Origin of the sequence: Luteibacter sp. (genome assembly GCF_036499525.1) — a bacterium.
Taxonomy (GTDB): domain Bacteria; phylum Pseudomonadota; class Gammaproteobacteria; order Xanthomonadales; family Rhodanobacteraceae; genus Luteibacter.
This window is the reverse complement of the sequence record NZ_DASYDO010000028.1, coordinates 21,739-41,072: the sequence shown is the minus strand read 5'-3', so window position 1 is coordinate 41,072 and position 19,334 is coordinate 21,739. Positions and strand designations below refer to the sequence as shown.

15 protein-coding genes and 1 pseudogene are annotated in these 19,334 nt (G+C 63.3%); 15 read left to right on the top strand and 1 reads right to left on the bottom strand.

Translation table 11 applies throughout. From position 1 onward, the window contains the following. The first annotated feature begins 40 nt into the window (after nt 1–40). From VGM71_RS05990 to VGM71_RS05925, 14 genes and pseudogenes are all read left to right on the top strand, one after another. Nucleotides 41–2,608 carry a fimbria/pilus outer membrane usher protein gene (locus VGM71_RS05990; protein WP_331542993.1) on the top strand — a complete coding sequence of 856 codons (2,568 nt, stop codon included), beginning with the start codon at nt 41–43 and terminating at the stop codon, nt 2,606–2,608. A gap of 96 nt (nt 2,609–2,704) precedes the next feature. Further along, complete coding sequence (gene trbB, locus VGM71_RS05985; protein WP_331542991.1) at nt 2,705–3,673, top strand: P-type conjugative transfer ATPase TrbB; 969 nt, start codon at nt 2,705–2,707, stop codon at nt 3,671–3,673. 17 nt (nt 3,674–3,690) lie between these two features. Beyond that, the gene (locus VGM71_RS05980; protein WP_331542989.1) at nt 3,691–4,083 is read left to right on the top strand and encodes a TrbC/VirB2 family protein; all 393 of its coding nucleotides are present in this window, start codon (nt 3,691–3,693) and stop codon (nt 4,081–4,083) included. Then, complete coding sequence (locus VGM71_RS05975; RefSeq protein ID WP_331542987.1) at nt 4,083–4,394, top strand: conjugal transfer protein TrbD; 312 nt, start codon at nt 4,083–4,085, stop codon at nt 4,392–4,394. Before VGM71_RS05980 ends, VGM71_RS05975 begins: the two co-directional genes overlap by 1 nt. Continuing rightward, nucleotides 4,391–6,922: a VirB4 family type IV secretion/conjugal transfer ATPase gene (locus VGM71_RS05970; protein WP_331542985.1), complete on the top strand. Its 2,532-nt coding sequence runs from the start codon at nt 4,391–4,393 to the stop codon at nt 6,920–6,922. The genes VGM71_RS05975 and VGM71_RS05970 overlap by 4 nt, the downstream gene beginning before the upstream one ends. Before the next feature lie 2 nt (nt 6,923–6,924). Then, nucleotides 6,925–7,644 (top strand): VirB8/TrbF family protein, encoded by a 720-nt coding sequence (locus tag VGM71_RS05965; protein ID WP_331542983.1) that lies wholly within the window; start codon nt 6,925–6,927, stop codon nt 7,642–7,644. A 13-nt stretch (nt 7,645–7,657) separates the two neighbouring features. After that, a complete protein-coding gene (trbG, locus tag VGM71_RS05960; RefSeq protein ID WP_331542981.1) occupies nt 7,658–8,560 on the top strand; it encodes a P-type conjugative transfer protein TrbG in 903 nt (300 codons plus the stop codon). Continuing rightward, nucleotides 8,557–8,970 (top strand): hypothetical protein, encoded by a 414-nt coding sequence (locus tag VGM71_RS05955; protein WP_331542979.1) that lies wholly within the window; start codon nt 8,557–8,559, stop codon nt 8,968–8,970. The genes trbG and VGM71_RS05955 overlap by 4 nt, the downstream gene beginning before the upstream one ends. Further along, nucleotides 8,967–10,223 (top strand): TrbI/VirB10 family protein, encoded by a 1,257-nt coding sequence (locus tag VGM71_RS05950; protein ID WP_331542977.1) that lies wholly within the window; start codon nt 8,967–8,969, stop codon nt 10,221–10,223. Before VGM71_RS05955 ends, VGM71_RS05950 begins: the two co-directional genes overlap by 4 nt. Nucleotides 10,224–10,275: 52 nt before the next feature. Further along, on the top strand, nt 10,276–11,082 hold the full coding sequence (locus VGM71_RS05945; protein ID WP_331542975.1) for a hypothetical protein: 807 nt from the start codon (nt 10,276–10,278) through the stop codon (nt 11,080–11,082). A gap of 90 nt (nt 11,083–11,172) precedes the next feature. Beyond that, nucleotides 11,173–13,473 carry a P-type conjugative transfer protein TrbL gene (trbL, locus tag VGM71_RS05940; RefSeq protein WP_331542973.1) on the top strand — a complete coding sequence of 767 codons (2,301 nt, stop codon included), beginning with the start codon at nt 11,173–11,175 and terminating at the stop codon, nt 13,471–13,473. Next, nucleotides 13,473–13,931 (top strand): annotated as a pseudogene (locus VGM71_RS05935) (muramidase); the annotation flags it as partial. The gene trbL and the pseudogene VGM71_RS05935, both read left to right, overlap by 1 nt. 113 nt (nt 13,932–14,044) lie before the next feature. Next, entirely contained in the window at nt 14,045–14,935 is an 891-nt protein-coding gene (locus VGM71_RS05930) for a fimbrial protein (RefSeq protein ID WP_331542971.1), read from the top strand. A 149-nt stretch (nt 14,936–15,084) separates the two neighbouring features. Beyond that, nucleotides 15,085–15,558 carry a hypothetical protein gene (locus VGM71_RS05925; protein ID WP_331542969.1) on the top strand — a complete coding sequence of 158 codons (474 nt, stop codon included), beginning with the start codon at nt 15,085–15,087 and terminating at the stop codon, nt 15,556–15,558. Between the two features lie 9 nt (nt 15,559–15,567). Here the strand turns inward: VGM71_RS05925 and VGM71_RS05920 are convergent, their stop codons facing one another. Continuing rightward, nucleotides 15,568–18,678, bottom strand: coding sequence for a discoidin domain-containing protein (locus VGM71_RS05920; RefSeq protein WP_331542967.1), 3,111 nt, complete (start codon nt 18,676–18,678; stop codon nt 15,568–15,570). A gap of 101 nt (nt 18,679–18,779) precedes the next feature. Between VGM71_RS05920 and VGM71_RS05915 the strand changes: the two genes are divergently transcribed. Further along, entirely contained in the window at nt 18,780–19,325 is a 546-nt protein-coding gene (locus VGM71_RS05915; RefSeq protein WP_331542965.1) for a DUF2058 domain-containing protein, read from the top strand. The last annotated feature ends 9 nt before the right edge of the window (nt 19,326–19,334 follow it).

The following is a 19,334-nucleotide window of genomic DNA, read 5'->3' as shown; positions in this document are numbered from 1 at the left end:
CCGCCCGCTAGCCATGGCGATGGCCCTTCTCGGGCCCGCCATGGCGGACGCCGCAGCGGTCGACCCGCTTGGCCCAGATCCGGAGCCCCTTGGCCCCCAGGCCGCGTTCAACGCCGACTTCGTTCATTCCGCGAACGGAGCCATCGACCTCTCGCGCTTCGAGCGCGGCAACATCACGCTGCCGGGCATCTACCGGCCCGACGTACTGGTCAACGATGAGCCGATTCCGGGCGCGCGCGACATCGCGTTCCGCCAGGTAGGCGGCAGCGAGAGCGCGCAACCCTGCTTCGATCGCGACATGTTGCTGCGTTTTGGGCTGGACGCGGAAAAACTCATCCGTCGCACGGCTGGCGATGCGTCCGTGGTTCCCCTGGACGGCAAGCCTTTCTGCGGCAACCTGGCCACGTATGTACCCGGCGCGACGACCGATTTCGACGACTCCGAACAGGTTTTGCGCATTACGATTCCGCAGGCGTTCCTCACCTCGCGTGCGCGCGGCTATGTCAGCCCTGAATTCTGGGACCAGGGTGAGCAAGCCGCCATGCTTAACTACAACGCCAACACCTTCCAGGTGCGGCGCGAGGGCAGGCGGTCCACGGACAGCTTCGTCAACCTCAATGCCGGCGCCAACCTGGGCGGGTGGCGCCTCCGTCATACGGGTTCGCTTGCCGTCGCCAGCGGCAACAGCCGCTGGCGGAACAACCAGATGTTCGCGCAGCACGATGTCACCGATGCGCGCGCGCAGCTGACGGTGGGCGAAGCGAACACCAGCGGCGAAATCCTCGACAGCGTTCGCCTCCGCGGCGTCGGAATCGTCAGCGACCAGCGCATGCTGCCGGCATCGCAGCGAGGTTACGCGCCGGTGATCCGGGGGGTGGCGGAAAGCAACGCCCAGGTGACCGTGCGCCAGAACGGCTACGTGATCCATAGCACCACGGTGGCCCCCGGCGCGTTCGAGATAGACGACCTCTATCCGACTGGCTACGGAAGCGATCTGGAGGTGACGATTACCGAAGCAGATGGCCGCACGAAGCGCATCTTCGTTCCCTATACGGCGGTGCCGCAGATGCTTCGCGAGGGTACGACACGGTTCGCATTCTGGGCAGGTCAGGTCGACGAAGACAGCGTGGCGGAGACACCCTTCGTCTTCCAGGGCACGCTGCAGCACGGCGTCACCAACAACACGACGCTCTACGCCGGTGCCACGGCGTCGAACAGCTACGCCGCAGGCCTGCTTGGCACGGCCGTGAACCTGCCGTTCGGCGCTGTCGCGCTCGATGTCACCAGTTCCCGCGCGGCATTTCGCCGTGAGGGTATTCGCCGAGGGATCAGCACGCGCCTGCGCTGGTCGCGATCGCTCGCCTCGACGGGCACCAATTTCGGCCTGGCGAGCCAGCGATTCTCCACGCGAGATTATCTGGGCGTGGTGGACGCCGCTGCGCTGCGCAGCCGCAGTCGCCATGGCCTGACCGGCGAGATGCTTGGAGGCGAACGGAGCCGCTTCGACGCGAACATCGGCCAGACCATCGGAAACGGACAGCTTTCCCTTGTCGGATCCGTGGTGGACTACTGGGACAGACGGTCCCGCGGCATCGATTACACGCTAGGCTACTCCAGCAACTGGCGCTTGCTCAGCTACAACGTCTCCGTGCAGCGTTCGCGTATTGGGGACGTATTCGACACGGGTATGGCCGGCAACAGCAGCCGGAACGTCACCGATACGACAGTTTATGTGTCGTTCTCGCTGCCACTGGGTGCCACGCCCTCTTCACCCACTGCCAGCGCGTCCTACAACAGGAGCGACAGCGGTAATGCCGGCTTGCAGGCGCGGATCAATGGCAGGATCGCCGGCAATGAGGACCTGAACTACGTGCTGGCTGCAGGGCGCTCGGAGTCCCGCGACCAGCCCGCGTCCAACGTGGGTAGCGCCAGTGTCGTTTACCGAACCTATGCGGGCAGCTACCGGGCCTCCGCGGGTCGCGGCAGCCAGGGCAGCACGCAGTTCGGACTTGGCGCGACGGGTGCGATCGTGGCACACCGCGACGGTGTCACCCTGGCGCAGGAACTCGGCGAGACGAATGCCATTGTCCATGCTCCTGGCGCGGCGGGCGCGCGCATCGAAAGCCACGCCGGTGCGCGGCTCGATCGCCGCGGCAATGCGGTGGTCCGCGGGTTGCTTCCGTACCAGCTCAACACCGTATCGATCGATCCCCGGGGCGCCTCGCACGACGTGGAGCTCGAAAGCACCAGTGAAAGCGTCGCACCGCGAGCAGGCGCATTCGCCCGCCTCGACTACCGCACGTCGGTCGCTCAGTCCATGCTTATCCACGCCACGCAACCGGATGGGCGTCCCCTTCCGTTCGGCGCTTCGGTGCTCGACGACAGTGGCCAGACAGTAGGCGTGGTCGGACAGGGCAGCAAGATCTTCGCGCGCGGCGCCCTGAGCGGCAAACGCCTCACCGTGAGCTGGGGCGACAGCGAGAGCGGCAGTTGCCGCATCGACATCCCGGCGGCGATCGACGACCTGGAAACGCACGGGCTGCATCGTTCGTTGCGCGCACCCTGCTCCACTGCCGGGGAAGGATACGCCATGAAAAAAGCGGCCTGAGACACGTTTTACATTGCGGGCGCGGAGGCGCCTGCCGGCGACAAGCGCGGACAACGACCATGAGGGTCGGGTCGGCGGCATCATGAGTCGGAAACTATGGAACCGGGACAAGCCGGCGGTCCAACCGCCGTGTTGAGGGAGCGTGCGCGCGAAAAGCTGCTGCGCGACCTCGGTGACACCTTCATGAACGCATTCAACGATCCGAAGACGGTCGAGATCATGCTGAACGCGGACAGCCGGCTTTGGCAGGAAAAGCTTGGCGAAGGCATGCGTTGCATCGGCACGATGCGACCTAGCCAGTCCGAGGCTGTCATCAAGACCACGGCAGGATACTACGGCAAGGAAATCACAAGATCGAACCCAGTTCTCGAAACGGAGTTTCCGCTCGACGGATCGCGTTTCGCCGCGCAGTTGCCCCCGATCGTCAGCGGCCCCACGTTCGCGCTGCGCAAGAAGGCTATCGCCATCTTCGGTCTCGCCGACTATGTCGATGGCGGGATGATGAGCGAGAAGCATCGACGGGTACTGATGGATGCGATCCATGCGCACCGCAACATCCTCGTCATCGGCGGCACCGGATCTGGAAAGACCACACTGATCAACGCGATCATCCGCGAGATGATCGAAGCGGACGCCAATGAGCGCGTGTTCATCATCGAGGACACGGGTGAGATCCAGTGTGCCGCCGAGAACTTCGTGCAATACCGGACCTCGTTCGACGTGAGCATGACGCAGCTGCTACGCACCTCGCTGCGCATGCGCCCGGATCGCATCCTGGTGGGCGAGGTGCGTGGTTCAGAAGCCCTGGACCTGCTCATGGCCTGGAACACCGGCCACGAGGGCGGTGCGGCAACGCTCCATGCCAACGACGCACGCGCCGGGTTATCGCGCCTGGCGATGCTGATCAGCATGCACCGCGACGCACCGCGACCCATCGAGCCCTTGATCGGCGAAGCCGTTCACCTTCTCGTGCATATCACGCGAACCCCCAGCGGCCGTCGCGTCCAGGAAATCGTAGCCGTGGATGGGTATGAGGATGGGCGTTATGTGTTGCGTAATCTTTGACTGGAGATTTTTTGAACATGAAGACACCAGGGTTTATGTCCTCGATCAAGGGCATGTGGCGTTGGCCCGCCGCAATACTTATCTGCACGGCACTCCTTGCGCTTCCCGGGCTTGCGATCGCCGACGAGGGTCCACTCCCCTACGAGGGTGGTCTCGTGGCTCTTCAGGATTCCTTTACCGGAACGGTGCCTTTTGTCATCTCGCTCGCTGGGATTGTGGGGTGCGGAGCCATGTTGATCTTCGGCGGCGAGATCAGTGGCTTCATGCGAACGATGGTCTTCATCGTCCTGGTGGTGGCTGTCATCGTACAGGCGAGCACGATCATCACGTTCCTCAAGGACGGTACTACAGGCGGCGGTGGCGGGAAGGTAACTGTTAGCCTCGTCAAGAACGATAGAACGAACGTGTGATGGCCATCCGCACGATACCTATCCGTCGCGCTGGAAACCGCGACAACCTTTTCCTCGGCGGCGATCGCGAGTTGGTAATGTTCACCGGTCTTCTCGCGGGCGCACTGACTTTTTCTGCACAGGAGATCAAGGCGGCAATCTTTGGGATGGTCATGTGGGTAGTCGCGTTGCACGTCTTCCGCCTCATGGCGAAGGCCGACCCGAAGATGCGTTTCATATATATGCGACAGCGTCTTTATAAGAAGTATTACGCCCCACGCTCCACACCGTTCCGCGTGAACGGGCCGGCCGAGGAGCGTCAGTACCGATGATGCTCTGGCTCATCGCGGGGATGGCGGTCGTGACCGCCATCCTCGTCATCCTGCTGATCACGCGCATCCGCCGCCTGGACGCCGAGCCCAAGCTCGATTTCCGCCGCCCGCATGGGCAGGCCGTGGCTGACCTGCTCAACTACGCGGCTGTCGCGGACGACGGGGTGATCGTGTGCAAGAACGGTGCGTTCATGGCGGCCTGGATGTTCGAGGGCGACGACGCGGCAAGCAGCACCGACGAGCAGCGCGAGACGGCCTCCATGCGGGTGAACCAGGCGCTGTCCCGGCTCGGCAACGGTTGGATGTTGCACGTCGACGCCGTGCGCCGCCCGGCGCGCGAGTACGCCGACGCCGCGCGGTCGTATTTTCCGGATCCGGTCTCCGCGGCGATCGACGAGGAACGCCGTCGTCTGTTCCACAGCCTGGGAGCGACTTACGAGGGTTATCTCGTGATGACGCTCACCTACTTTCCCCCGCAGGTGGCCCAGCGCAGGTTCGTGGAGATGATGTTCGACGACGATACCGAAGTCGTGGGAAGCACGGAGCAGACCCACAGTCTTATCGGCGACTTCCAACGTGAGTGCCGCAGCTTCGAGAGCCGGCTGTCCAGTGTGTTTCGCATGCAGCGCCTGAAAGGGCAGGCAAGCGTGACGGAGGAGGGCCGGAACATCACCCACGACGATTTCCTGCGCTGGCTGCAGTTCTGCGTTACCGGCCTGGATCACCCGATCGCCCTCCCGGACAACCCTGCCTATATCGACGCTCTCGTCGGCGGGCAGGAGATATGGGCCGGCGTCGCGCCGCGTATCGGCCGGCGGTTTGTCCAGGTGGTGGCTATCGAGGGTTTTCCCATGGAGTCGTACCCGGGCATCCTCGCCTCGCTGGCGGAACTGCCCAGCGAATACCGCTGGTCCAATCGCTTCATCTTCATGGATCCGCATGAAGCGCTGCACCAGATGGAGAAGTTCCGCAAGAAATGGCGGCAGAAGGTTCGCGGCTTCTTCGACCAGATATTCCAGACCAACAGCGGCGCGGTGAATTACGACGCGCTGTCGATGATGCACGATGCCGAGGCCGCCATCGCGGAAATCAACAGCGGTCTCGTGGCGCAGGGTTACTACACGAGTGTCGTCGTGGTCTCCGACGAGGACCGGTCGCGCCTGGACCGCTCCGTGCGGCAGATCGAGAAGGCGATCAACGCCCGCGGTTTCGCGGCGCGTATCGAGACGATCAACACGATGGATGCCCTGCTCGGCAGTCTCCCTGGCCATGGCGTTGAGAACGTGCGCCGCCCGCAGATCAATACGCTGAACCTCGCGGACCTGCTGCCCAGCGCGACGATCTGGACCGGACTGGCAGAAGCCCCGTGCCCGATGTATCCGCCCAGTTCCCCTCCGCTCATGCAGTGCGTGACGCAGGGCGCCACTCCGTTCCGCCTGAACCTGCATGTGAACGACCTGGGCCATACCTTCATCTTCGGCCCCACCGGTGCGGGTAAGTCCACTCACCTCGGGTTGTTGGCGGCGCAGTTTCGCCGTTACAAAGGCATGTCGCTGTACTGTTTCGACAAGGGACGCTCGCTGTATCCGCTGGCTAAGGCATGCGGTGGGCTGCACTTCGACGTGGCCGGCGATGACGACACGCTGGCCTTCTGCCCGTTGCAGTTTCTCGAAACCAAGTCCGACCGCAGCTGGGCCCAGGAATGGATCGACTCCATGCTGGCACTCAACGGGGTGCAGACAACGCCGGCACAGCGCAATGAAATCGGCAGCGCGCTGCAGTCCATGCACCGCTCGGGTGCGACCATGCTCTCGGAATTCGTCCTGATGATCCAGGACGAGTCGATACGCGAGGCGCTGAAGGTCTATACGGCCGACGGCACGATGGGCCACCTGCTTGATGCGTCCGTCGACGGTCTGCGCCTTTCCGACTTCGCCGTGTTCGAGATCGAGGATCTGCTGAACCTCGGCGACAAGTACGTGCTACCGGTGCTGCTCTACCTGTTCCGGCGCATCGAGACCTCGCTGAAAGGGCAGCCGGCCGCGATCATCCTGGACGAAGCCTGGCTCATGCTCGGCCATCCGGTGTTCCGGGCGAAAATCCGTGAGTGGCTGAAGGTCCTGCGCAAGTCGAACTGCCTCGTTGTCATGGCCACGCAGAGTCTTTCGGATGCGGCCAACTCGGGCATCCTGGATGTCATCGTCGAATCCACAGCCACCAAGATTTTCCTGCCGAATCCTTTTGCAAGGGACGACGATGCGGCGGCGCTGTACCGGCGCATGGGCCTCAATACGCGGCAGATCGAGATCCTCGCCACGGCGGTGCAGAAACGTCACTACTACTACATGTCCGACAAGGGCCGGCGTCTCTACGACCTTGCCCTAGGACCGCTCGCCCTGGCCTTCATCGGCAGCACCGACAAGGAATCCATCGCCACCATCCGCACGCTCGAGGCCCGTTACGGCGATGCCTGGGTGCACGACTGGCTGCAGCTCAAGGGCTTGCGCCTCGCGGATTACGGAGTCTGATCATGAAACTGAAGAAGAAGCGGCAGTTCGCCGCGCATGGCGTGGCGGCGCAGGGCCTCCCGCATCCCTACCTCAATGCGCGGCGCAGCTGGAACTCGCACGTGGGCAGCCTTATCGCCTCACGCACGCTGTGGCAGGCCATGGCCCTCATCAGCATGCTGGTGGCCCTGGCGGCCGTCGGCGGCGTCATTTATATCGGCAGCCAGTCCAAGTTCGTTCCCTACGTGGTGGAAGTGAACAAATTGGGCGAAGCGATGGCTGTGGCTCCGGTGAATCCGGCAGGGAAGGTAGACCAGCGCATCGTGCGGGCTTCGGTGGCAGAGTTCATTTTCAACGCACGCACCGTGACGCCGGACATCGCCATGCAGCGCCGGGCCATCTTCAAGGTGTACGCGCTGATGCCTTCGGGAAGCAACGCCACCCGAAAAATGACCGCATACCTCAACGGCACACCCGAGACCAATCCATTCAAGCGCGCCGAGAAGCAGACCGTGAACGTGGAAATCGTTTCGGCAATTCCGCAGACGGCAAGCACCTGGCAAATCGACTGGATCGAAACACAGCGGACACGCAAAGGGGAAATCATGGTCAAGCCGTACCGCATGCGCGCGCTACTGAACGTGAGCAGCCAGCCTATGCCACCCGATACCACGGAAGACCAGATCCGTCTGAATCCGATGGGCATCTACGTCTCCGATTACTCCTGGTCCAAGCAGTTCTGACAGAGCAAGCACCATGAAAACAGCCCTCATAATTACCGCGGCGGCGATGCTCGTGACAGGCACCGCGGCGGCCACCACCACCGAGACGGAACTGGCCAACCAATTCTTCTCCACCGAGAACCCCAAGCTCACCGCGCAGGAGAAAGTGGGGCTCGATATTTCGCGCAAATGGATCGCCAGCACCTCGGCCTCGGTCAAGCCCGTGCCGGGCCCGGACGGCACCATCCGCTTCCTTTACGGCCAGTCGCAGCCAAGCATCGTTTGCGCGGTGCTGCAAGTGTGCGACGTGGAACTCGAGCCTGGCGAACAGGTGAGTTCGGTGAACCTTGGCGATGCCGTGCGCTGGCTCGTCGAGCCGGCGCTATCGGGGGCGGGAGAGGACGCAATCCAGCATCTGGTCATCAAGCCGCTGGACGTGGGCCTGGAAACCTCGTTGATGGTCACGACCAACCGGCGCACCTATCACCTGCGCCTGCGGTCGCACAGGACAGAGTACATGCCACGGGTGGCGTTTACTTATCCGGAATCATCCGAAGAAAAATGGGCGGCTCTGAAGAAGAGAACGGTCATCGCGCAAACGCACAAGGAGACCCCGGCCACCGGCACGAACGAATACCTCGGCAACCTCGACTTCGGCTACCGGGTCAGCGGCAATGCGCCTTTCAAGCCGGTCCGCGTCTACAACGACGGCGTCAAGACCATCATCGAGATGCCGTCCAGCTTCTCGCAAGGCGAGGCGCCCACGCTGCTCGTCGTGCGCGACAGCGGCAGTGCCTTCAAGAAAGACGATCAGGTCATGGTGAATTACCGGGTGCAGGACGGACGGTACATCGTCGATACGCTCTTCGAGAAGGCCGTGCTCGTCGCCGGCGTTGGCGTCGGGCAGCGCAAGATCACCATCGAGAGGCGCCGATGAGGGCCACGCGCATCATCATCCTGGCGCTGGCGTCGTCGCTTACCGCCTGTGCGTCCGCGCCTCCCGCGAAGAGAGGATCGGTCGCGGACGCCGATCCGCTTCGGCGCGCGATGGTCGCCGATATCGTAAGCGGATTGAGCGAAGTGTACGAACCCACAGCAACCGTGCTCGTGCCATCGCGCCTCATGTCCGGCGCTTTCGATACGGCCCTGCTCGCCGCCCTCCGGGCCAGGGGATTCACCGTGGGAGATGCTCACGCCACCGGCGACCGTTTCGACAGCCGCGTCGAACTGCTGGAAGGAAACATGTATTGCGTCACGGCGAGGGTGGATAAAACGACCCTGTCGCGGCTATGGGTGCTTGATGGTGCAAATGCCTACCCGGGCGGCGCCTGGACGCGCCTCGAATGAGCGGCATGGACGGACAGCGTACCGGCATCGACAGTCTTGCACCCGACACCGACCTGTCGACGAAGACGGGTGACGCGCCCACGGGCGTACGCCGGGTCAACAACATGCCCCTACTGCTCATCGGCGGCGTACTGGTGGTGTTCGTGATCCTCGTCGCCCTGGTCGCGGTCCAGCGGGGTGAGCGTAAACATTCCGACCCTGCGCCAACGACCGGGCCCCTGCCGGAGAATAGCCAGCTACTCGACCAGATGCTTGCCAACAGCGCCACGGGAGGATTGATTCCCGATCCCGACGAGGCACATGTGCCGTCGTTTCCCGTGGCGCGCGTGGACGATCCGGACGCGCCGCCGCTACCGGGCTCCTCCGCGGGTAACCGGCCGCAAGCCGACGATGCGATGGCTAAGGAGCGCATGAAGCTGTTCCAGACGGCGATGCATGCGAAGACGGGCGTGGGGCAGGCGGTCAGCAAGGACGCCGCCGCCGGGAAGAAGGTCGACAGGAATGATGAGGAAGACGATATCGACAGACAGGGCTCAGGCGCCTCGCTGGAACAACTGCGGCCGATCGTCGCCGACGGAAACTATGCGAACTTCGATCGCAAGAAGGCCGCGCAGGACGGCTACGATCGCTGGCGGCTCGAGTCGGACGTCGAGGCACCGCGCACGTCCTACGAGGTGCGTGCAGGTGCTGTTATCCCGGCCACGATGATCTCTGGAATCAATTCCGAATTACCGGGGCAGATCGTTGCCCAAGTGAGCCAGGACGTATTCGATACGCCTACCGGTCGCCATCGACTCATCCCGCAAGGATCGAAGCTGGTCGGGCGCTATAACCATAACATCGTGCATGGACAATCACGCGTGCTCGTGGCGTGGCAGCGTATCGTTTTCCCGGATGGAAAGGCGCTCGACATCGGCGCGATGGAAGGGGCAGACAGCGCCGGATACGCGGGTTTCGGCGACAGGGTAGACCGGCATTACCTGCGCCTGTTCGGATCGGCGATGCTGATGTCAGGGATCATCTCAGGCCTGACCTCCTCGCGCGTGGACCCTGGCAATGATCCGTTCGGATCGTCCAATGCCGCGCAACTCAGCCAGAATCTGGCGCAGCAGCTGGGCGAGGTGGCGACGAAGATGATCGAGAAGAATATGAATATCGCACCCACGATCGAAATCCGCCCGGGCTACCGCTTCAACGTGATGGCGGTGAAGGACCTTACGTTTGAAAAGCCCTACCGCGCGTTCGATTACTGAATCCACTTCCTCCAACCCCGGCAGTAGCCGGACCTGAAACGGAGCACTACCCATGAAAGGAATAAAGATGAGGTGCAGGCTTAGCACTCTGGTCGTGGTCATGACGATGGTCTCTGGCCCTGCTAGCGCGGGGATTTTGGCCGTCAATGTCGTTGATCAAGCTAACTTGTTGATCAACGAACTCAATAAGGCCGCCAATGTGACCAGCGCCGGATCAAATCTCGCGCAAAATCTCCAGTTGAAGGCTATAAAGCGCCAACTTAGCAACAATAAGGACGGTACGGTGATCCACCACACGATCAATATCGATAAGCAACTCGAAATCAACACCGAGATTAATACCGAATTCAACTGGATAATTAACGAAGGTGGTGGCGAAATCGTTCCGATTCCCTTTGACCTTGGTAAGGTGATGGGCGGTAATGAGGTAAAAAAATACACTCGCTATTACAATACAGTGGACGCGCACGAAAAAGATCCACTGGGCCACTTTGGCGACCAGACCGCCTTCGAAGCATCGCGAGCACGAAAAGCCGCTAATGATGCCCTTGTACATGCCATAGCCTCGGATGACAAAGCACTTCAATCAGAAGCGAATGCACTCAAGGATCTAGCGGCTATCAGCAATAATGCCAAGGGACACGGGCACCAGCTCCAGGTCGCCAACGCCCTGGCAGGGTCTCAAATAAATCAACTCATGAGGCTCCGTTCGTTGACGCTGGTCTCGGAGGCAGCGCGCGCCGCAGAGGTGCAGGCTGCGGCAGATCGTGATGCGCGCGCCGTTGCCGTGGGCAGGCGCCTTCGAAAGGGTATGGACGATGCACTCGAGAAGACCAAGCTGCGGTCCGCCTCGTACTGATGCAACTCGTGGTGCGGGCAGCGCCGCGTTCCCATCCATCGCTCTTTCCGGCTACACATCATCATGCACATCCCATCTCATGGACGAGCGGTGCTCGCCGTGGTCCTGTGTTTTCTCGCCGTTCCCGCGTTTGGCGCAGATTCGGTGGAATCGGATAAGGTAGTCAGCGACGTGCTGCGCGCGTTCACGACGCAACCGCTCACCGACACGATACTCGAAGCAGCGAAGTCGCTCTTCTGGTCGCTCGCTGTGATCAGCCTTGTCTGGACGATGGGCATGCTGATCGTCCGGCACGACATCGGCGAGATGCTGATGGAACTGTTGCGATTCATCGTCGTGACCGGGTTGTTCTACTGGATTCTCGTGAACGCGAGCTCTCGCCAGGGCGGCGAATCCTTCGTCGATGACATTGTTCTGTCGTTCCTGCGGATGATCAGCACGGGTCTGGGAGACGAGACCGTCCGGACGAATGCTGACAGCATCCTGTCGCGCGGTCTGGATGTCTATCTCCATGTGTTAAGTGATACGGGCGAGGGCCAGAATGCCGATCGGCTGATCATCGGTGGCATGGCCGTGGGGATTCTCTGTATCTGCACGGTCATGGCGGGCCAGGTCCTTCTCGCGCTGGTGATGGCGTGGATTCTCGGTTACGCCGGCATCTTCCTACTCGGGTTCGGCGGCTCGCGATGGACGTCGCCCATAGCTGTCAACTACTACAAGCATGTAGTTGCCGTCGGTGCGGCCTTGCTGACGTTGAGCGTCATAGGAACAGTGGCCACCGCCCTGCTCGATGGTATCGGTATCGAGAAAAACAGCAGGAACTATTCGACCTTCGTGATCCTGGGCATGATGCTGGTGGTATCGATCTTGATGCTGCTGCTGTCGATCAAGATTCCGCAGCTGATTTATACGCTTGTCACGGGTTCGACCCTCGGCATGTACGCAGGATCCGCGAGCGCGGCGGGGACAGCCATAGCTACCGCCGGTAGTTCGGCCTATGCCACTGCGACTGGCCGTTTGCCCGGTGGCGGTGGTGGCTCCGGCGGTTACGCCATTGGCGCGACAGGGAACAGTGCGGCGTCTCACCGTTCGGACTCCGTCATGGACGCCGTACAACGCTCGGCCTCCGCGGCGGGAGGCATGGCGGATCCATTCCACATAAGCTCCGGCGCCGATCCGTTCGGTGTCGGACGCGCGTCCGACCCGCATCGCGGCGGTCGCGGCCGAAGTGTGTTTGGCGACACGCCGGCCGACAACTCGACATCCACGTCAGTATCCGATCCCGTACCGGATACTGCGATGTCCAAGGTGGGCGCCGTGAACGCCATGCCGAGTCCCGCCGCGTCGACGGTTGAAGGAAGGACGATGAATGTCGAAGGTCGACGTGTCCCCGGGACAACGGAACCCCCAGCCTTGCAGGGTCATGGCGTCACAGGCTCCGGCACCATGGGGGCTTCCTCCCTGGAGCCATCCCACCTGTCCACGCCGGCTCTGGGAGGACACCTCACTTCTGATTCCGCCCTGGCCCCGACCACGGATGCGCGTGCCGGCCAGTCTAACGCTGCGGTCCCAGCCCAGGTGCAGTCCGGCGCCCGTCATGACGGACATCTTCAGCACGACGTCGCTCCGGACCAGGCGATAACCGCCGCGGGACCCGGGCACACGGGTGCTGCAATACATCCCACGACGAAGTCGGTGCAGTTATCTGCGAGTGCGGACAGCATGCTTACTCGTCCATTCGATTCGGCGCAGCATGCCACCATCCCGAACCATGATCACACCGCAACGCACGTGCCGCTGCAAAGTGCTGGCGAGGAGATACATAAATCCTACGGAGGTTCGACGGTATCTGCATTGCCTGTCATGGGAGAGGCAATCGATACGATGTCGTCGCGCGTCGGCATCACTCCAGAACGTTCGATAACGGACACCGAGCCCACGCCAGCACATGCCGGCCATCGCGCCATGGCCGCCCTGGCGCAAACCTCGATAGACGCCAGCAGCCCGATAGCCCGTCAGCCTGATGCGACACGCCATGCTGCTATCCCGCAGGAGCATGACCAGACCGCAGTCCCCACATCCCCTGCTCATGCCACGCACAATGCAGAGACGTCGAATCCGCAGGACGGCGCCTCGACAACGGGCGTCGTCCAGGAAGACATGAAATCGCTTATCTCGGGTGACGAAACGGTGGAGATGCTACCGGGCGCCACGGTAGCGCCGGCTGAGGCGATCGCCACGCGAGCCGATGCGTCCGCATCCGACACGACCGACGCACAACCGCTTCGACCCAAAAAACGGCGCGTCAGACGATGGGAGGAACCGGCATCCACACCGTTGGATGGTCCCGTACGAAACGATGATGAATCGCCGCCGGAGGAAGGAAAATGATGGACACCCTCCCCGACATCCCACCAGAACGACAGGAAATGGTCGCCTGTTCGCTCGGCGCGGCCCTGGCCTACGACGTGCCCGCGAACATCATCCTCGCCGTGGCCGAGAAAGAAGCCGGCAAGCCCGGCCAATGGGTACGCAACGAGAACGGCACCTTCGATGTGGGAGCCCTCCAGTTCAACACGGCGTATCTGAGGGAGCTCGGAAGGTATGGCATCACGGCAGCCGATGTGGCGGCGAAGGGGTGCTATCCCTTCATGCTCGCGGCGTGGCGGATTCGCGGCCACCTTCACAACGACGCCGGAGATCTGTGGACACGCGCCTCCAATTACCACTCACGGACACCACACATCAACGCCCACTATCGCACGGACCTGATGCGTCGCGCATCGCGCTGGACCGTGTGGCTGGACAACTACTTCCCAACCCACGACGCCGTCGTGGACGCCACTCCTTACGGAAAGAGGTCATCATGAAACAACGGAGAAACACATTGCTTCGCCACGCCCTCGGCGGCTCCATGCTACTGGCAGGGCTACATGCTGTTCCTGCCGTCGCAGGCTGCACGATGAGCAACCTGGCCACCTATCAGATCGGTCAGACAACTTATGTCGATGTCTTCAACGACATACCCGCGGGAACCATGGTGCGACAGGGCAGTGCCGCGGGGGAGGGTAAGCTGCTCCTCACCTGTGCCGCCGGTGACGCCATGTTTCGAGGCCGCTGGCAGAACGGCAACCCTCCCGATGGACTCTTGCCGTTGACGGTGGGCGGCAAGCCGTCAGGCTTCGGTGTCCGGCTGTTCATCGAGGAGGGGGGAAGCGGCGTAAAGCGGAGCTTTCCGCACGATTTCACGCGCACCTTCAATCAAGGCGACACGGTGCGTAGCGACCAGGATATGGTGTCTTACGAAATCTATCGCATGAATGGTCCCGTCGAATTCGGTAACGTGGACGCCGGCCCCATCGCACAATCCAATGTCGATCAGTTTGGTGGAGGCCTGGTCGTGTTCCGCTCGATGGAGATCTATAGCCTGATCTTCCGGCGGCCCGCCTGCAGCATCACGCCGGAGACCCTCACCCAGGATGTTCACGTAGGCAGCGTGCATCTGGGCGACTTCGATAATCCCGACCGCGCGACCCCTTGGAAGGAATTCCGCCTGACCGTGCAGGAATGCCAGGAGCCCGTGGGTATGATCGCCAGCTTCACCTTCGGCACCGCCGCCGATGCCGACTCGTCCGTTCCTGATCTTTTCTCCCTTCGCGGCGGCCCGGCAAACGTGGCCCTGGAGATCGGCGACAACAGGAAGAGCACGATCAAGCCTGGGGTACCGGCACGACTTAACGCCCTTGGCACGGGCGAGGACTTCGTTTTCAACGTCCGCATGCGCGGTACGAACCCGAGCGTGGGTGGTGGCCAGTTCAGGCGGCCGGTGACCGTGCTGGTCAACTTCATGTGAGTGCACCAAGTGTCTTCTTTCGCTGCCTTGCCTGGGTTCCCCGGCTCGCCACCGTGCCGTTCGCCGTATCGCTCGTGGCGTGCGCACCTGTCGTTAACGTGGGGAAACGCGTAGACGCAAGCAGTGACGTCGTCGTACGGAAGATGCAGGTGTACTCGTTCGTGTCCCTGCATTCGATGGGCTCGGAGCGCCTGTACCGTGATGCCAGGGCATTCGATCTGGCGCTCGCCAAGTCTCTTCAGGCGGGAAAGACCGAGACCGTGGTCGCGGACGTCGAAGAACTTGTGCAGCGCCACGGTCTTGCTGTCGAGGTGAGGATGGCTGACAGCGAGGGTTTTCGTCGCAGCACCGTGTTGCCCGAGCGGGAAGTACTGGAGGCGCACCGCCCCGAGGAGTCGGCTGCCGGGGTGACGCACCGCCTGGTCATCCTGCCGGTACGGCTGAAGATCGATCTCGCCACCGGAATTGCCCACGGCGTACTGCGCTGGAAGGTCGAAGCTACTGGCGATTCATCGCCGGTGGCCATGGGCCTGATGCGCTATACGGCCGACGCGCGGGGTTATCCGGCCAAGCGGATGGCCTCCGCGCTGTTGGCGGAGCTGCGTTCCCTCGGCATTCGTTAACGGTGTTCCTCAGTACTGCGCCACCAGCGTGTGGAACGGTCCTGAGAGCTTCACTCCATCCTCGTCCCACTCGGTCACGGCTTTGCCGTCTACCGTGACCCGCAACGGTCGAACCCGATCCGGCCAGAACACGCGGACCGGCGTGCCGGCGCGAAGGCCCTTGTCCAACGTGACCGTGAACCGCTTCCCGTCACGCCGTGCCGTCATGCTCAGCGAGCCATAGGCCACCGGCAGGCGCGTGATCGACAACCCGCTGCCGGCGACCCACGAAGCCGGCGCGCCGGGCAACAGGTAGAGGCCATCGTCGGCCTCACGCATCAGCATGCCGAAGAGCGTGCGCGCGTATTCGGAGCCGATCCAGGTATGCGGCATGTCGCCGAGGTATCCCGGATGGCGCAGCCGGGAGTGCACTACTTCCGCCCACATGTTCCACTCGGGCGGGCGACGGTCGCACACGACGTCGGCGAGCAGTTCCGCGGCATCGTCCGGGCGGTCGAGGTGGACGTAGGTGAGCACGTTGCGCAGTTCGTATGGGGTATAGGCAAACAGCTCGCCCGGTTTCTCGCGCTTGCGGACGTCGGCAAGGTAGCGATCGAACGTGTTCACCAGTGCATCATGCGGCAGGATGTCCATCTGCCCCGCCGGGTCGAGTCCGATGGAAACGCTTGTGGGATCGCCATCGCCCAGGTCCGCGGCAGCGGGGATGACGTCCGTGCCCTTCCAGGCCATGGTCGCGCGAATCGACTTGCGCATCGATTCGCGCAGAGCCGCGTACTGCTCGCGCGCATAGGCGGCCAGTTGCTTGTCGCCCCATTGACCGGCAAGCCACGCACCATCGTGCCAGCCCTTCAGGGCCCAGAAATCGTCCCAGTAACTATGCGTGGGGCTGGAATAACCTTCATGACTGATCGACGGCGCGATGATGCCGCGGAAGCGCTCCGGTGCCGGCAGGTTGGACAGGTACCCCGGCACCATCGTGCGCTCGCGCAGTTCTTGCATGAAGCGCATGGCCGCGCGCACCTTGGGCAGATAGGCCTTCACACTGTCCGGTCCGCCGCCGAAGCGGGCGACATCGGCGACGAGATGGATGAATTCGCCCTGGCTGTCGTACTCGATGTCGGAACCGAAGCCGCGGTTCACACTGCCGTCCGCATTGAGGATGGGCGAGACCAGGCCGTTCTCGTGCACGGCGTGCGCCGCATACCAGTCGAGATAATCGCGTGCCGTCTTCACTTCGCCCATGCGCAGCAGGATCGACGCCGTGGCCGCGCCGTCGCGGATGAAGGAGCGGTTGTAGTTGCGCGGGCCGGCCTGCATGGCGTGGCCGGTCTGGTTCACCAGCATGTAGGCGGCCTGCGAGCGCAGGATGTCGACCAGCGATGCGTCAGGCAGCGAGATACCAACGCCACCCAGGCGCTCCTGCCAATCGTCGGAGACCTCGCTGGCGATCTTCTCGTAGTCGCCTGCGGTCAGGGCCGTGCGGTCGATCACCGGCGGTTCGGGCAGGTGGCCGTTCGTATCGGCGGGTGCGTTGCCGAGGGGAAAAGCGAGGACCACATCGCGGTGTTCGCCCGGAGCGAGGTGCATGTGGTAATCGAGTACGCCAGCCGCGAGGCCGTCGTCATCGTGAGCCTCACGGGCCGCCGGCACGGTACCCGCGGCGATCTGGGACGTGATCTCGGTCTCGCCATGCGCCCCGAAGGGTGCCGCACCGACCGCGTCCACGGGCGTCAGCGAGGACAGAAGCGTGCGGCCTTCCACGCGCACATCGGTTCGCGCCGCGTCACCCACGATGGCGATGTCGTGAATGGGCGAGGGGCCGCCGTTCTGCCACGGCGGGTTCACCTGTATGGGCCGTACAACAAGCGACAGCGTGCCGTCGACCGGAGTGCTTCCCTCGTTGCGCAGGCGATGGCGCAGCAGGACCACGGGCTGGCCGTTGCCTTGCACGGCCACCGCCTCGCTATTCATTGCAAGACCCGGCTGGACGGTCCAGCCCATCGAAGGAATCGGTTTCCATCCGTCGCGCAGCGCGTGCGTGCGCTCGGCGCCGCCGGAGACAGCGGCATGTCCGGAAGCATCGCGCCAGATCGCTTGCACCTGCGGCCCACCCTTGAACGGTTCGATGTTGCCGTATTCGTCGAAGATGGCTTTCTGCAGGCCGGCGGGTACGCCCACGGCGGTCCAGTACACCTGCTGCATGTGCAGGGACGACGGGAACAGGTCCGTGTTCGCTCGCGAGGCGGCGATCTGGTAACGCTTCATCGCCGTCATTACGCGAAGCGGGCCCAGGAAGCGCAGGCGTTTTATCTTCGGCGCGGCATCGTCCTTCACGCCGACGACGAGGCGCAGTGCGGTCGTCTCGCTGGTCTTTCGCGCGGCGAGGTACGAGGTGTCGCCGAGGCTGCCAGGATCGCTGTCCACCGTGCTCCACTGGCCCTTCGCGTCGCGTGCTTCCAGCGTGGCGCCATCGCGCGGACCGGCCCAGGTAGCCTCGATGCCGGCGATGTCGAGCGGCCTGGGCAGGGCGATATCCAGCTGCCGGCTGCCCCGAGGACCCTTGCCCACGATGTCGCGTGCACTGCCGTCGGCCCACAGCGCGGCACCGTCGCCCTTGCCGCCGAGCCCTGTGATCCGCGCGGCATCGCCGGCGGCGAAGGGATCGAACTCGAACACCGAAACACCCCAGTCCGCGGTACTCGCGGGCGCGGCCAGCCGCACATAGCGTGCCTCGGTCGCGGGAAATACGAGGTACTCGGTACCGCCGGGCGAATCGGTCACCCTATACACGGGGTGGAAATCCTTCCCGTCCACCGAGACCTGGATCGAATACGCGGCCGCGAAGCCGCTGTCCCAATGGATCCGCACGCCACCGACCCTGGCGACCTTGCCCAGGTCCACCTGGAACCACTGACTCGGGCTGAAGCCGCCGCCCCAGCGGGTGGTTTCGTCCCCGTCGATGGCGTGCGCGGGCGCGAGGGCGGGAACCTGCTCGGAGGAGCTGCTCGCCTTCCAGCCGCTGCGCGGGGGCAGGCCGTCGGCGGCGAAGGTGGGGGTGGCGAGAAGCGCGGCGAGCACGAGGGTGAGGCGTGCGTGGCGCTTAAACGTTCGGGCGTACATGGTCTACCTCCGGGGAGGTCCCCAAGCCTAGGCACGTAACGCGATGTAACCAACCCTTCGGCGTTAGAATCGTGAACCCCGCAGGCAAGAAGTACCCCTCCATGCGCAACCCGTTGCAGGAACAGCTCCTCAAGGCCGGTCTGGTCAAGAAGGACAAGGCGGCCAAGATCGTTCGCGACCAGGCAAAGCAGCGCCAGGGCAAGGCGCCCGCCGCGCCCGTCGAAGAACAGGTGGATGCGCGCAAGCTGCAGGCCGGGCGCGCGGAACGCGACCGCGCACTGGCCGCGGAGCGCAACGCCGAGGCCCGCGCACGCGAGATCCGCGCCCAGGTTCGCCAGATTGTCGAAACCACCCGCGTGAAGCGCGAGGGCGACCTCGCCTATCGCTTCCCCGATGGCGAGAAGATCGCCAGCATCTTCGTCAACGAGAGCCTGCGTGCGCAGCTCGCCTCCGGCGCCCTCGTCATCGCGCGCCTTGGCGATGGCTACGAGCTGGTTCCGCGGATGCCGGCGGACAAGATCCATGCCCGCTCGCCCGAGACGATCGTGCTCGACCACGGGCGCAAGGAAGGCGATCCGGTGCAGTCCGAAGACGATGTCGACGACTACTACAAGCAGTTCGTCGTGCCCGACGATCTCATCTGGTAAGGAACGATT

What these genes read in the sequence shown, in the direction of transcription:
- VGM71_RS05955 (WP_331542979.1), top strand. Translation starts at nt 8,557, where the DNA reads ATGAGGGCCACGCGCATCATCATCCTGGCGCTGGCGTCGTCGCTTACC.
- VGM71_RS05990 (WP_331542993.1), top strand. Translation starts at nt 41, where the DNA reads ATGGCGGACGCCGCAGCGGTCGACCCGCTTGGCCCAGATCCGGAGCCC.
- VGM71_RS05930 (WP_331542971.1), top strand. Translation starts at nt 14,045, where the DNA reads ATGAGCAACCTGGCCACCTATCAGATCGGTCAGACAACTTATGTCGAT.
- trbG (WP_331542981.1), top strand. Translation starts at nt 7,658, where the DNA reads ATGAAAACAGCCCTCATAATTACCGCGGCGGCGATGCTCGTGACAGGC.
- VGM71_RS05980 (WP_331542989.1), top strand. Translation starts at nt 3,691, where the DNA reads ATGAAGACACCAGGGTTTATGTCCTCGATCAAGGGCATGTGGCGTTGG.
- trbB (WP_331542991.1), top strand. Translation starts at nt 2,705, where the DNA reads ATGGAACCGGGACAAGCCGGCGGTCCAACCGCCGTGTTGAGGGAGCGT.
- VGM71_RS05965 (WP_331542983.1), top strand. Translation starts at nt 6,925, where the DNA reads ATGAAACTGAAGAAGAAGCGGCAGTTCGCCGCGCATGGCGTGGCGGCG.
- VGM71_RS05950 (WP_331542977.1), top strand. Translation starts at nt 8,967, where the DNA reads ATGAGCGGCATGGACGGACAGCGTACCGGCATCGACAGTCTTGCACCC.
- VGM71_RS05915 (WP_331542965.1), top strand. Translation starts at nt 18,780, where the DNA reads ATGCGCAACCCGTTGCAGGAACAGCTCCTCAAGGCCGGTCTGGTCAAG.
- VGM71_RS05975 (WP_331542987.1), top strand. Translation starts at nt 4,083, where the DNA reads ATGGCCATCCGCACGATACCTATCCGTCGCGCTGGAAACCGCGACAAC.
- VGM71_RS05970 (WP_331542985.1), top strand. Translation starts at nt 4,391, where the DNA reads ATGATGCTCTGGCTCATCGCGGGGATGGCGGTCGTGACCGCCATCCTC.
- VGM71_RS05920 (WP_331542967.1), bottom strand. Translation starts at nt 18,678, where the DNA reads ATGTACGCCCGAACGTTTAAGCGCCACGCACGCCTCACCCTCGTGCTC.
- VGM71_RS05945 (WP_331542975.1), top strand. Translation starts at nt 10,276, where the DNA reads ATGAAAGGAATAAAGATGAGGTGCAGGCTTAGCACTCTGGTCGTGGTC.